Below are 13,149 nucleotides of genomic sequence, written 5' to 3' on the forward strand. Positions count from 1 at the left end.
TTGCGCTGCCCGCATTCAAACCAGGAGATTTTGTGACCGCTGACCTCGTCATTGTAGGGTCCGGCTTTTTTGGCCTGACAATCGCAGAACAGGCCGCTACCGAGCTCGGCCTGAAGGTCGTCGTCATCGACCGCCGCCACCACATCGGCGGCAATGCATACAGCGAGAAGGAAGAGCAGACCGGCATCGAGGTGCACCGGTACGGTGCGCACTTGTTCCACACGTCCAACGAGCGCGTGTGGGAGTACGTCAACCGGTTCACCACCTTTACGAACTACGTCCACAAGGTGTACGGCGTGCACAAGGGCGAGGTCTACTCCCTGCCAATCAACCTGGCCACCATTAATCAGTTCTTCCGCGCCAACCTCACCCCCGGCCAGGCGAGGGAGCTCATTCAGGAACAAGCCGGCGAACTTGCTGGAACTGATCCCCAGAACCTCAACGACAAGGGAATCCAGCTCATCGGGCGGCCTTTGTATGAAGCGTTCATCAAGCATTACACCGGCAAGCAGTGGCAGACGGATCCCAAGGACCTGCCCGCCGGCATCATCTCCCGGCTGCCTGTGCGTTACAACTACGACAACCGGTACTTTAACGACAAGTACGAGGGCCTCCCCACGAACGGCTACACGGCCTGGATCGAAAAGATGGCAGAACACCCGAACATCGACGTGCGGCTGAATACCGATTTCTTCGACGAGTCGCACGAGTACAGCAAGAACAAGGTTGTCGGCAACATCCCCGTCGTGTACACCGGGCCGGTTGACCGCTACTTCGACTACGCCGAGGGCGACCTCTCGTGGCGCACCATTGACTTCGAGGAGGAAGTCCTCGATATCGAGGACTTCCAGGGCACGTCAGTGGTGAATTACAACGACGACGACGTCCCCTACACCCGGGTTATCGAGCCCCGCCACTTCCACCCGGAGCGCGACTACCAGACGGAAAAGACCGTCATCATGCGTGAGTTCTCACGCTTCGCCGAAAAGGGCGACGAGCCGTACTACCCAGTCAACACCTCCGCCGACAGGGAGCGCCTACTCAAGTACCGCGACCTCGCTGCCGCAGAGAAAGACGTCCTGTTTGGCGGCCGGCTTGGCACCTACAAGTACCTGGACATGCACATGGCCATCGGATCGGCGCTAAGCATGTTCGACAACAAGATCCGGCCGCATTATGAAAGCGGCGCAGAGCTCGAAAGCGGAGGCGTGGACGCATGAGTGTCTCAACCAAAAGCCCAAAGAACACGACGGCTGCTGCGGACAGGGTTGCCTCTGAACGATGGGACACACTGCAGCGGGTGATACTCCCGAGTGCAAGCCAGATGGACACGGTCCCCCTCTACATGGATATGGGGACTGCCACCGGCATTCAACTGCCCACCGTGGGTGACCGGGACGGTAAGCCTGCGAGTGCCCGGACTATTAGCAGCCCGACAAAGGAAGCCCACGTTGAGGACTTCCTTTCCCGGCATTCGACGTCCGTGCGTGCAGGCGAGCGGGTATCGTTTGGCAGCTACTTCAATGCATTCCCCGCCAGCTACTGGCGGCGCTGGACGACCGTGGACAAGATTCGACTCCAGGTCCGGACTCAAGGCACGGGTTCAGTCATCGTGTATAAGTCCAATGCCCGGGGCTCTCTGCAGCGCGTGGACACGCGCCGTGTCGAGGGGATTGCAGACAACCACTTCGAGCTTTCCCTCGCGCCCTTCGGTGACGGCGGCTGGTACTGGTTTGACCTTCTCGCCGGCACGGAGCCGCTCATTATGCTCGACGCCGAGTGGCAGGGGCCCGCTGCGGAGAGCAAACCAGGATCTGTCACTCTTCAGATCACCACTCTTAACAAGACTGACTTTTGCCTCAACAATCTCCGCCTGCTTGCCGAGGCCGAGGAAGCGCTCGAGCATGTTCAAGAGATCCTCATCGTCGATCAAGGCACCCAGAAGCTTTCCGAGGCAGAAGGCTTCGACGACGTCAAAAAGTCGCTGAACGGGAAACTGCGCATTATCAACCAGACCAACCTCGGCGGGTCCGGCGGGTTCGCCCGGGGCATGTTTGAAGCGGTGGAAAACGGCAGCGACTACGTCCTGCTCATGGACGATGACGTCGTCGTCGAACCTGAAAGCATCATTCGACTCCTGACCTTCGCCGATCGCTGCAAGACGCCCACCCTCGTGGGCGGCCACATGTTTGACCTGTACAACCGAACTGTGCTGCACACCTTCGGCGAGATTGTGAACCCGTATAGGTTCCAGCCGTCCCTGCCCAGCGAGGACATGATTCTGGGTCACGACTTCATGTCCTCGAATTTGCGTCAAACGTCCTGGCTGCACCGCCGCTGCGATGTAGATTACAACGGCTGGTGGATGTGCCTGATCCCCACCCAGGTGATCCGGGAGATAGGACTTTCGCTTCCGCTGTTCATCAAATGGGACGACTCTGAATACGGCCTGCGGGCCAAGGCCCACGGTTATCCGACTGTTTCGCTTCCCGGCTCCGCCGTATGGCATGTTTCCTGGATTGACAAGGACGACCTTGTCGGATGGCAGGCGTACTTCCACGCCAGGAACCGGGTGGTGGCGGCTCTCCTGCACAGCCCCTACGAATTTGGCGGCCGTGTGATCAAGGAATCCCAGTACGCCGACGTAAAGCATCTGGTGTCGATGCAATACGCAACAGCAGAGGGACGTCAATGGGCGCTGGAAGACGTCCTTAAGGGCCCGTCGGCGCTGCCGGACCTGCTTGACACAAAACTGCCCAAGATCCGCGAGATGATGTCAGGACACTCGGACTCTGTCTTCCGTCCGGATCCGGAGGACTTTCCCTCGCCAAAGATGGACAAGCCGCCCCGCCGCGGTCATGGACCTTCGCAGCCGTCAAAGATCACGTTGTTGCCGTGGGCAGCCAAGACCGTTGTCCGGCAGTTGGCAAGCCCTGTCAAAGGCAGCACTGCCGAACGGCCCCAAACCACGGTTGCCCACCAGGACAACCGTTGGTGGCGCATGGCACAGTACGACAGTGCCGTCGTCTCGAACGCCGAAGGAACCGGTGCGTCCTGGTACCGGCGCGATCCACAGCAGCTCCGGAAAATGTTGGCGGAAAGCGCTCGGGTTCACGCTACCCTCCTCAAGGAGTGGCCCGCACTCAGCAAGAAATACAAGGCTGCCCTGCACGACCTCACCTCCATTGAGTCCTGGAGGAAGACGTTCGAGCAGCACACCCAGAACGAGATCAAGTGAGCGCAATTTCTCCAAGCGAACTGACCACGCCTGGGCTGGGGAGCGGTCTGCGCGACATAAAGCAGTCGAGCTTCCTTCTTAAGCTGTTGGTGCGCAAGGAACTCAAGGTCCGCTACCGCGGCTCCGTTCTCGGGCTGTTGTGGTCGTACGTCAAGCCTGGAGTGCAATTCGTCGTTTTCTACGTGGCCCTGGGCGTTTTTCTAGGGCTGGAGCGCAGCCCAAGAAATCCCGACGGGCTGGCCAACTACGCCGTTTACCTTTTCTCCGGCATAGTTCTGATCAATTTCTTCTCTGAAGCTCTGGGTAACGCTGCGCGGTCGATCGTCAATAACGGGAACCTGATCAAGAAGATCTACCTGCCGCGGGAACTCTTTCCTGTGGCTTCCGTATGGGTGTCGGCAGTCCACTTTTTCCCGCAGTTGGTGGTGCTCGTAGCCGGCTGCGTCATCGCCGGATGGAAACCCAACTTCGTTCAGTTGCTTGCTGCTGTGGCCGGATTTCTCATCGTAGGGCTGCTCGCTACGGGCTTGGGGCTGCTCTTCGGAGCCGCCAACGTCTACTTCCGCGATTCGGAAAACCTCGTGGACATGTTGTTGATGGTGGCTACCTGGGCTTCGCCCGTTATGTACGCCTGGACCATGGTGCACGAGAAGTTGGGCTCAGGATGGTTCGCCGTTTACCAAGCCAATCCGATCACCATCGGGGTCGAATTGTTCCACTACGCCTTCTGGTTCCCCACGACGGACGGCACGGCTGCGATGCCCCCTGATCTCTTTAGCCTGTGGCTGCCAGTTGGCCTCGCGGTCGCACTGGCAGTAGTTACGTTGGGCCAATTCACCTTTCGGCGCCTCGAGGGCCGTTTCGCGCAGGAGCTGTAAGTGGTCAACGCAATCGAAGTCACGGATATCAGCAAGCAATTCGTGCTGCGCCACACCCGCTCCATTAAGGAAGCAGTGGTGTGGCTGGTGAAAGGCCGCAAGGGCGACCTTTCGGAGAAGTTCCATGCCCTGAAGAACGTCACTGTCGAGATCAAGACCGGTGAAACTGTGGCACTCCTGGGGTTGAATGGATCCGGGAAGTCTACATTGCTGAAACACATCTCGGGTGTCATGCTGCCGGATACGGGATCTGTGAGGACGAGGGGGAGAGTAGCCGGCCTCATTGAGGTCGGGGCAGGCTTCCACCCGGACCTCTCCGGCCGGGACAATGTCTTCCTGAACGGGGCCATTCTGGGAATGACCGAACAGCAGGTCAGGGACCGGTTCGATGACATTGTCGAGTTCTCGGAAATTGGTCAGTTCATCGATACTGAGGTGAAGTTCTACTCCTCGGGGATGTACCTTCGGCTGGCGTTCTCGGTAGCTGTCCACACCGATCCTGAAGTATTCCTGATTGACGAAATCCTTGCTGTCGGCGACGAGCCGTTCCAACGGAAGTGCATAGACAAGATTCAGGAACTGGCCCGCGACGGGAAGACTCTCGTCGTGGTAAGCCACGACCTCGATCTTGTGTCCCGGATTTGTGAGCGTGGGATTCTGTTGGAGCACGGCAACGTCAAGTTTGATGGTTCCATTCATGAAGCAGTTGCTCTTCTGCGGTCCTGATCCCGGCCGCAGGAGCAAAGAACCTCAGTTCATGGGTGCGAACGCGCTGTAGGCCCTGCAGCATTAGCTTGGTTCTGTGCGCCCTGGCGCCCTCAAGCGCGTGCTTATTGCGCAAAGATGGCCCAGTGGCTTGTGACTGTTATTCGCGGCCGCGCCTTCAACGTTGGATTCATCAGTGGATGGATTGCCGGAGGCCCGGTCTTGATGGAGTCGAGAGTGGAGTTGTCCGCACGTATCCAAAGGGATGCCCGGGTTGAAGCCTGTCCGGTTCGTGCGCTGGCGGTCCGGCACGGGGTTCACAAGAGGACGGTGAGGCAGGCCCTGGAACCGGCTGCGATACGTCGACGTCAGTCGCAGGCGGTAACCTCAAACAACTTGGCCTCGCCATGCTGGGCCAGAAGCTCGAACCCCGGTGTCGCATCGGGAATCTGCAGCCCTTGGAAACCGTGGTTTCCCCCATGGACCTCCCGGGTCCCGAAGTCCAGTACAAAGCGAACGTTGTTGACGCGCGCAGCAGGGCATACGGCCGGGTCGCTTGCTGCTTCCCGAAATTTGTCGTTCAACAGTTCGGTGGCCTTTGTATACGTTGTGAGTGTGTGCTTGGATGTTGTGTTGCGGTCGGCCATGGCAAACGCCATCGCACCTCCGGTCCAGGGATTGACCGCAATAGTGGCTTCCGGCGGTACATACTGATCGAGTTCTTCGATCAGAGCCATTTCATCGGAACTGACCAAGGGGGAGTCAGGCGATGTTGAGTAATTCGCTTGTGCGGACCGGACCGGCGTAAGCATTGGTGGTGCCTGGAGGATTCCCAGCATAGCCAAGAAGGCAAGGGGTCCAACAGTGTACATAGCAACCGGTGTTCGCAGTGTGGAAGTGAAGGCAGTCTGTTGGGAAATCGATGTGATGCGGTTCTGCAGTGATTGAATGGCCCACGCCGCACCGATAGCTCCCAGGGCCACCCCGGCCACCGGGAGCAGTGCGGCTAGGCGGTAGCTGTCGTTGTACCAGACTCCGGTCAGAGTGTCGCGAAGCGTCCCTGCAGGGCCAGCGGAAACCATGACAAAGAGTGCCGCAATGACCGCGAAGGAAGCGGAAAGCCATGCAGAGGAAGGACGCTTCAAGACATAAATTAGGCCTGCGATGACGAGGACGCTGACAAGCCAAGCTGGGGGCCGCTGCATGGCGGAATTTGTCAGAATCTCCCCGACTGCCTGTCCGGGAGTCTGTACGGGCAGCCACGTTGCGGCCGCGGCCGGTGGACGAACGTACATCCAAAGGACAGCAATAATGGCGAGAATTATCAGCAGTCCCGCGCCCGCGAGGATCGTTACGCCTGCTGGCCTACCCGCCCTACGCTGCCTTATCGCGAAGGTTGTAAAGGCAGCGAGAAGGATTGGAACAGACATGGCTGCCAAAGACATCACACCGTTAGGGTGAGCGACGGCAACGCCGAGGGCTGAAAGTGGGGCCAGCGAGTACCTTGCAAGCGGGCCAACGTTCGCAAAGATACTTGTTCCGAAAAACACGTTTACGCAGGCCAGTGCTCCCGGAAGCATGCTTACAGACAGGAAGTTCGGGTACAGGACCCCAAAGTCCAGCAACAGGATGGGAAAGGATCCAAAGCCGGCTGCCAGAACGCCTGCCGCGCCGATGGCATAGGCGTTTGAGCCCATTATCGACCTCACCAGGAGCATGCAGCCCAGGGTCCAGACGGTTGTAGCGACACAAAGGTTGAGTACGTTGACCGCGACTGGCAAGGGGAGGCCCGTTACTTGTATAAGAAGCGATGCCAAGCCATGCCAAGCAGCGGGATAAAAGTATGGAGGATTGTCGCCGTTGGTCATCCCCGTAATCGTCATCGAAGAGGCGTTTCCAGTCTCCAGGACGTAACGGATGGCATTCAGGTGGAAGACATTGTCGAAGGTCTGGGAGATGTTCTCAGGCCGGCCAAACGCCGCGCGCAACTGCAGCCCTATCGAGACAGCGCCGAGAGCAAAGCCCACTGTTGCGAGAACCAGCATCCGTCTGGAACTTCCGATGGCGGTCCGCCATGGCTGGTGCGGCTGCCGTAGTTTCGGAATTCTTCGGGCTGCAAGGAAAACTGCGGCAAGCGACAGTGATGCAACTGCTACTGGCAGGACCGACCAGTCCACTCCGAAATATGGTGTCAATATGGCGGTGACGGCCACAATACTTACTGTCAGAAGGGGAGCAACAGCAATAAAGGCAGGGTTGCGAAGGCCGAGAGCCAGGATGAGTAGCGTGCCAGGCAGAAACAGCAGGGCTAAGCATACGGCGGCCATGGGAATGACAGAAAACCAACTCATGAAGACTCCACGGAAAGACGGCAGGTAGACGGCAGGTGCGGCTCACGCCGCGGACCTTAGTCCTCCAGAAGGCCCAAGAGGTAGCTTCCGTAACCGCTCTTGACAAGCGGTTCTGCCCGGGAGCGGAGTTCGTCGTCGGTCAGGAAGCCCTGGCGCCAAGCAATCTCTTCTGGAGCCCCGATCTTAAGACCTTGACGGTTCTCGACAGTGCGGATGAAATTCGATGCGTCGCTGAGGTCGTTGAATGTTCCGGTGTCCAACCACGCGGTTCCGCGTGGGAGGATCTCAACCTGAAGCTTGCCTCGTTCAAGGTAAATCCTGTTGACGTCCGTAATTTCGAGCTCCCCGCGCGGGGAAGGTTTGAGACTTTTGGCTATGTCCACAACGTTGTTGTCGTAGAAGTACAGCCCGGGCACCGCGTAGTGGCTCTTTGGCTTCTCCGGCTTTTCTTCGAGCGAGAGGGCCCTGCCGTCATCATCAAATTCAACGACTCCGTAGGCCTTGGGATCTTTTACCCAGTAGCCAAACACGGCGCCGCCGTCTATGTTCGCATGGCGTCGGAGCTGCGTGCCCATCCCTTGGCCGTAGAAGATATTGTCCCCTAGGACGAGGGCGACAGTTTCGTCCCCGATGTGTTCCGCACCCAAAATGAAAGCCTGGGCAAGGCCATCGGGGGAGGGCTGCTGCACGTAGGTCAGATTGATGCCGAACTGCGACCCGTCTCCCAGGAGACGCTGAAACTGGTCTGCGTCATGGGGAGTGGTAATGATGAGAATATCCCTGATTCCCGCGAGGATGAGTGTGGACAGCGGGTAGTAGATCATTGGCTTGTCATACACCGGGACGAGCTGCTTGCTGATGCCAAGGGTGATCGGGTGCAGCCGCGATCCAGTTCCGCCGGCCAGAATAATTCCACGCATGGCTTCAATCATTCACCACTCTGCATCCAGTGCCAAAACGGCAGTTGCACGAGGCCTACTGTTCTGGTCGTGGACCGCTGCGTCCCAGGAGGCCGTCACGAAGGCCAAGCCGGGCGTAGGAGAGCCGTTCACGTCTACCCGGTGCCAGAACGCTCACCAGTAACAGGTGCCGTAAGTCCAGCACCAGCCCTCTCATGCTCCAGTATGGTTCCTGAAGCGCGAACCTCCTGGCCAGCAGGACGCGGTTACGGACGATGAAGTAGTAGCGCCAAGGCGCTGCTGTTCTCACCATCAGAGGTTTGCGGCCCCGCCTCAGATGCCAACTGCCGATTCTGGCCGGAACCATGGCTCCCAGTGAATGAACCAGTTCGGGTCCGGGGGCAATGATGCAAAGTAGCTTGTTGGCCTTTGCCCGCAGGTAGAACTCACTGTCGACGCCATCTATAAACAGCTTCTCGTTAAATTGGCCCACTTTGTCCAGGGAAGCAACGGGTATCAGTAGTCCTGATTGGACTGGCTCATCACCGATGACCACGCCTTTATGTGTTGTTAGTGGCCGGCTTGGCAATCCGCTGACCTTGCCGGGCGAAACCATTCCAACAGAAAGCCCAGCAGCGGCAGCAGCGGCAGCAGCGTGTTCAAGAGCATGAACGAAGCCCGGCGGTACGAGTGAATCCTGATCCATAGTCAGTACGAATTCAAGAGCGGCAGTACGCAAGCGGGCCACTTCAACGCCCTTGTTGAGTGCCGCGGCGATGCCCATATTGCTCTCGAGGCGCAGAACGACACAGCCAAGCGCGCCCAGCTGAGCGTAGACAGCTTCGTCAGGGGAAGTACTTCCATCATCTACGACTACCACCTCGGAGCACTGTTCAAGGAGCGCGAGACAGTTTCGAATGAGGTTGGGCTGAGGATTGAAGGTGCTCACGACGGCAGCCGTCACTGTACTTTTAGCCCTGCCCATTATGTTCCCAGCCCGTGACGGACCATGGTGCGAAAAGCGCCGCTGTCGCGGGACCTCAGCAGGGCAGGTATCAGCGACAAAGCGTGCAGTCTGGAAGTGAGATGCAGCCGCGCAGCCAACTCCGCCCGTCGCCACCCCTGAGCACGGGCAAGGCGCGCGGCCAAAGAGAAATAGTCTCTTTCGCCGGTAAAGCGAGACCCATCCACAATGAGCCGCGAGGATGCGCTTTCCGTGTGTCGGCGGTATGCGAAGCTTTCCGACGGCACCAGCAGCAGAGATCTTCCCTGCAGGATCATGTCCACAATGAGGGCAAGGTCTTGAATAATGGGGAATTCGTCACGAAAGTCAACTGTTCGCACCGAGTCGGTCTTGAAGGTGAGCGAGGGCCAATACAGCCAGTCGCCGTGCAGGAGACTGCTGGCCAGCTTCTCGCCCGAAAGCAAGAGTGGTGACGTAGACCGGGGTTTGAGGATCCGTTGTTTAACAGTGTCCACGAGGGTCTTCACGCGTTGGCCTGCCGCATCGATGACGCGTACGCCCGGCTGGATAATGTCGGCGTCCGGATAGGCGTCGTGTGCTTCCAGAACGGTTTTCACGTAGTTGGGCAGGAGGACGTCATCGCAACCAACCACCGCAACCAGTTCTTGCCGCGCCATCTGAATGGACGTCCTGAAACTCTCAGTGATGCCTTCGTTTTTAGGCTTCTTAAAGTAAGTGATCCGAGGGTCCGCAATTCCGGCCACATATTCCTCAATGGTCGGATCCGGGTAGGCGTCGTCCACAATGGTGAGGAACCAACGTGGGTTAGTCTGCGCCAAGACACTGTCGACAGTCAGCTTCATGTAATCGGGGTCGCCCCAGTATGGAACAAAAATATCCAAGGAGGTCTCAGTCACTGCTACTGACCTTCCGGATCTTGGCTGCCGTTACCCCCACTGACCGGCAATAGGCCGGTAAGCCGCTCCACCTGGATGCGGAGTATTGCAACCTCCTCCGCCAAGGCACGGGTTTCCTCCTCTACCACGGATATTTCCCACGAAAGGTGCAGGCAAACACCAAGAAGCATGAGGATGCTGAGGATAAACAAAAGGTTGGAAGGCAGTTGGACGCCAACGACCCTTGCTATATACACCAGAAGCTGGGGAAACGCAGCCAGAACAAGCGTGGCGACTCCAACGACGAGCCACCATATTGCGTATTTTTCGCGCAGTTTCTTCCGGCGGAGCATCTCAGCTACCAGCCCGACAATTGCCAGAGCCAGAAGAAAAGCGGCGATGTTCGGCATCATTTCTGTCCTGCCATTGTCTGAAGTGGCAATGCCACGTGGGACCGCCGGCGAGTCAGCGCAAACGCCAGCGCAAAGAACGAGCGCCCCAGGTACACCGCCGCCTTAATGGGATGGTGACTGGGAGTTCCGCCTTGCCGTGGGCGCATTTCTACCGGCACTTGCGTGACTGAGAGTCCGGAACGAATGGCTACCACCAAGGAGTCGATCGTGTCGCCAAGGTACTCCGCCGGGTAGTGGTCAAGGTATTGGACAATCGCCCTGCTGTTGCCTGCGCGGAAGCCCGAGGTGACGTCCGTGAGAGTCGTTTTGGCCAGTTTGGAGAGGACAGAGGCCAGAAGTTTCATGGCCCATTTGCGGGGACCCTTCACCGTGTAATCTCCGCGATTGGCGAAACGGGCACCAATCGAGATGTCCGCTGATTCCAGGCCGTTGAGTACTTCTCGGATGTTTCTGGGATCGTGCTGCCCGTCCGCGTCAACTTGAATAACCTGACTGTATCCAAGGCGCTGGGCGTACCGGAACCCGGCCCGCATGGCGCCGCCAACTCCAAGGTTAAAGGGGAGGTTGAGGACTGTAGCGCCCGCGGACGCCGCTATACGAGGGGTCTCGTCGGTGGAGCCGTCATTCACCACCAGCACATCGTAGGGTTCGTCGAGGGTCAGCACTTCGGCCACAGTTGCCCCTACGCAATCAGCCTCGTTCCACGCCGGCATGATGACAAGCACACGGTTGTTTTCCAAATTGCGCATATTATCCCAACTATATCAACGCTGCGATTGGGGCCCGAACCGGGGCCCCGCGCGGACAGTGCGGGCATCTTGGGCTGTCATCTAAACGGATCCAGCGTCCCAGCGTCTCGCATCCTAGCGCGAGCATGGCGGTACGAGCGAGTCGGTCCCGTCCGCAGCTTTGCTGCCGAGCGCCCGGAAGGTGCCGGCCCAATTCCTCCAGTAATGCTTCAATCCCCGAATCCGTTAGTGTCGGGTTCATGACGAGCGATCAGCCTCTACCGCCTTATGCCATCCGAGTCAGCGTCTGCATGGCAAGCTACCGCGGCGCGCCATATATCGCGGAGCAACTGCAGTCCATACTCAAGGAGCTTGGCGCGAACGATGAAGTTGTCATCGTCGACGATGCATCCCCGGACAACACCATCGAAGTCATCCGCTCGATCACTGACCCGAGGATCCGGCTCATCGAGAGTCCGCAGAACCGTGGGTACGTCCGCTCGTTCGAAGCGGCGGTCGCAGCAAGCCGGGGCGAGTACATCTTCCTTTCAGACCAGGACGATGTCTGGATCCCGGGAAGGGTCGCAGCCATGGTCGAAGCCCTGGAGTCAGCCCGAGTTGTTGCCTCGAACTTTGAAATGCTTGGTGGCGGTCCGCGGCCATGGATTCCGCGGCTGCTCTCCGCATGGGACAGGAAACCCATTGCAAATCTGCTTGGCGTGATGATCGGTTACCGCGCCTACTATGGATGCGGGATGGCATTCCGGCGGGACATGGTGCCCGTCTTCACTCCGATTCCTTCCTACGTGCACGAGTCGCACGATCTCTGGCTGGCTATCTGCGGCAATCTCTCGAGATCAATTACGCACTTGGAAAAATCCACCTTGTTAAGGCGGCTGCACGACAGCAATGAAACCCCCGCCGGATTCCGTTCGCTTGGCCGGATCATTGCCGCGCGAGTTATGCTCGCGCGGCTGATCCTGGAGGCTAGGCGGCGGCTAAAACGGTAATCTACCCCTGGACCGCATGACGGGATCCCGCCAAACGCCCACTCGGCAACCGGTAAGCTGGCACAATGCAGAATCTCCTTGTCACCGGCGGTGCCGGCTTCATTGGTTCCAATTTCGTCCACTATGTTCTGGAAAATACCGACGACCATGTCACGGTATTGGACAAGTTGACGTATGCGGGGAACCTGGAGTCGCTGCGGGGGCTGCCAGAGAAACGGTTCACGTTCGTGCAGGGCGACATCGTTGACGCCAGCCTGGTGGAGGGACTGGTTGCGCAGGCAGACGTTGTGGTCCACTACGCGGCGGAGTCACACAACGACAACTCCCTGCATGATCCCCGCCCGTTCCTGGATACCAACATCATTGGCACGTACACGCTGATCGAGGCCGCGCGGAAGCACAACAAGCGTTTCCACCACATCTCCACCGATGAGGTGTACGGCGACCTGGAACTGGATGACCCGGAGCGGTTCACCGAGCAGACCCCGTACAACCCGTCCAGCCCGTATTCCTCCACGAAGGCCGGCTCTGACCTGCTGGTCCGCGCCTGGGTCCGTTCCTTCGGGCTGCAGGCGACCATCAGCAACTGCTCCAACAATTACGGCCCATACCAGCATGTGGAGAAGTTCATCCCGCGCCAGATCACCAACGTGATCGACGGAATCCGGCCCAAGCTCTACGGCAAGGGCGAGAACGTTCGCGACTGGATCCACGCCAACGACCACTCCTCGGCCGTACTGGCCATCATCGCCAAGGGAAAAATCGGCGAGACCTACCTGATCGGAGCCGACGGGGAGAAGGACAACAAGGACGTTGTTGAACTGATCCTGAAACACATGGGCCAGGCCCCGGACGCGTATGACCATGTGGTGGACCGCCCGGGCCACGACCTGCGCTACGCCATCGACTCCACCAAGCTCCGCGACGAGCTCGGCTGGGAACCGAAGTTTTCCAATTTCGACGCCGGCATCGAGGACACCATCGCTTGGTACCGCGAGAACGAAAACTGGTGGCGCCCGCAGAAGGCCCAGACCGAAGCCAAGTACAAGGAACAGGGCCAGTAGACG

12 protein-coding genes are annotated in these 13,149 nt (G+C 58.7%); 6 read left to right on the top strand and 6 right to left on the bottom strand.

Going from position 1 to position 13,149, the window contains the following annotated elements; translation table 11 throughout:
* Window positions 1-32 precede the first annotated feature (32 nt).
* Genes glf through AC6CHP_RS02895 form a run of 4 tightly spaced genes read left to right on the top strand, consistent with a single transcriptional unit; the run spans window position 33 to window position 4,842 of the window.
* Complete coding sequence (gene glf, locus AC6CHP_RS02880; RefSeq protein ID WP_188727763.1) at window positions 33-1,220, top strand: UDP-galactopyranose mutase; 1,188 nt, start codon at window positions 33-35, stop codon at window positions 1,218-1,220.
* The gene (locus tag AC6CHP_RS02885; RefSeq protein WP_188727765.1) at window positions 1,217-3,238 is read left to right on the top strand and encodes a glycosyltransferase; all 2,022 of its coding nucleotides are present in this window, start codon (window positions 1,217-1,219) and stop codon (window positions 3,236-3,238) included. Before glf ends, AC6CHP_RS02885 begins: the two co-directional genes overlap by 4 nt.
* The gene (locus tag AC6CHP_RS02890; RefSeq protein ID WP_498228106.1) at window positions 3,235-4,116 is read left to right on the top strand and encodes an ABC transporter permease; all 882 of its coding nucleotides are present in this window, start codon (window positions 3,235-3,237) and stop codon (window positions 4,114-4,116) included. Before AC6CHP_RS02885 ends, AC6CHP_RS02890 begins: the two co-directional genes overlap by 4 nt.
* The gene (locus AC6CHP_RS02895) at window positions 4,117-4,842 is read left to right on the top strand and encodes an ABC transporter ATP-binding protein (RefSeq protein WP_377193829.1); all 726 of its coding nucleotides are present in this window, start codon (window positions 4,117-4,119) and stop codon (window positions 4,840-4,842) included. It abuts the gene before it with no gap.
* A gap of 347 nt (window positions 4,843-5,189) precedes the next feature.
* On the opposite strand, the gene AC6CHP_RS02900 is transcribed toward AC6CHP_RS02895, so the two are convergent.
* From AC6CHP_RS02900 to AC6CHP_RS02925, 6 genes are read right to left on the bottom strand one after another with little or no spacing between them, the layout of a single operon-like run.
* Entirely contained in the window at window positions 5,190-7,172 is a 1,983-nt protein-coding gene (locus AC6CHP_RS02900; RefSeq protein ID WP_498228107.1) for a DUF6541 family protein, read from the bottom strand.
* A 56-nt stretch (window positions 7,173-7,228) separates the two neighbouring features.
* Complete coding sequence (rfbA, locus tag AC6CHP_RS02905) at window positions 7,229-8,092, bottom strand: glucose-1-phosphate thymidylyltransferase RfbA (protein WP_377193907.1); 864 nt, start codon at window positions 8,090-8,092, stop codon at window positions 7,229-7,231.
* Between the two features lie 55 nt (window positions 8,093-8,147).
* Entirely contained in the window at window positions 8,148-9,020 is an 873-nt protein-coding gene (locus AC6CHP_RS02910; RefSeq protein WP_498228108.1) for a glycosyltransferase, read from the bottom strand.
* Between the two features lie 35 nt (window positions 9,021-9,055).
* Window positions 9,056-9,952, bottom strand: coding sequence for a glycosyltransferase (locus AC6CHP_RS02915; protein ID WP_498228109.1), 897 nt, complete (start codon window positions 9,950-9,952; stop codon window positions 9,056-9,058).
* A gap of 2 nt (window positions 9,953-9,954) precedes the next feature.
* The gene (locus AC6CHP_RS02920; protein WP_188728216.1) at window positions 9,955-10,341 is read right to left on the bottom strand and encodes a DUF2304 domain-containing protein; all 387 of its coding nucleotides are present in this window, start codon (window positions 10,339-10,341) and stop codon (window positions 9,955-9,957) included.
* Window positions 10,341-11,093, bottom strand: a complete 753-nt coding sequence (locus tag AC6CHP_RS02925) for a glycosyltransferase family 2 protein (protein ID WP_188727776.1) — start codon at window positions 11,091-11,093, stop codon at window positions 10,341-10,343. Before AC6CHP_RS02925 ends, AC6CHP_RS02920 begins: the two co-directional genes overlap by 1 nt.
* A gap of 239 nt (window positions 11,094-11,332) precedes the next feature.
* Between AC6CHP_RS02925 and AC6CHP_RS02930 the strand changes: the two genes are divergently transcribed.
* Both AC6CHP_RS02930 and rfbB read left to right on the top strand, forming a co-directional pair.
* Window positions 11,333-12,082 carry a glycosyltransferase gene (locus tag AC6CHP_RS02930; RefSeq protein ID WP_498228110.1) on the top strand — a complete coding sequence of 250 codons (750 nt, stop codon included), beginning with the start codon at window positions 11,333-11,335 and terminating at the stop codon, window positions 12,080-12,082.
* A 65-nt stretch (window positions 12,083-12,147) separates the two neighbouring features.
* The gene (gene rfbB / locus AC6CHP_RS02935) at window positions 12,148-13,146 is read left to right on the top strand and encodes a dTDP-glucose 4,6-dehydratase (protein ID WP_498228111.1); all 999 of its coding nucleotides are present in this window, start codon (window positions 12,148-12,150) and stop codon (window positions 13,144-13,146) included.
* Window positions 13,147-13,149: the final 3 nt, after the last annotated feature.

The sequence above is a fragment of the Pseudarthrobacter sp. GQ63 genome, assembly GCF_059758765.1.

Coding starts and splice junctions, on each gene's coding strand:
- AC6CHP_RS02885 (WP_188727765.1), top strand. CDS start 1,217: ATGAGTGTCTCAACCAAAAGCCCAAAGAACACGACGGCTGCTGCGGAC.
- AC6CHP_RS02900 (WP_498228107.1), bottom strand. CDS start 7,172: ATGAGTTGGTTTTCTGTCATTCCCATGGCCGCCGTATGCTTAGCCCTG.
- rfbA (WP_377193907.1), bottom strand. CDS start 8,092: ATGCGTGGAATTATTCTGGCCGGCGGAACTGGATCGCGGCTGCACCCG.
- AC6CHP_RS02920 (WP_188728216.1), bottom strand. CDS start 10,341: ATGCCGAACATCGCCGCTTTTCTTCTGGCTCTGGCAATTGTCGGGCTG.
- AC6CHP_RS02925 (WP_188727776.1), bottom strand. CDS start 11,093: ATGCGCAATTTGGAAAACAACCGTGTGCTTGTCATCATGCCGGCGTGG.
- AC6CHP_RS02930 (WP_498228110.1), top strand. CDS start 11,333: ATGACGAGCGATCAGCCTCTACCGCCTTATGCCATCCGAGTCAGCGTC.
- rfbB (WP_498228111.1), top strand. CDS start 12,148: ATGCAGAATCTCCTTGTCACCGGCGGTGCCGGCTTCATTGGTTCCAAT.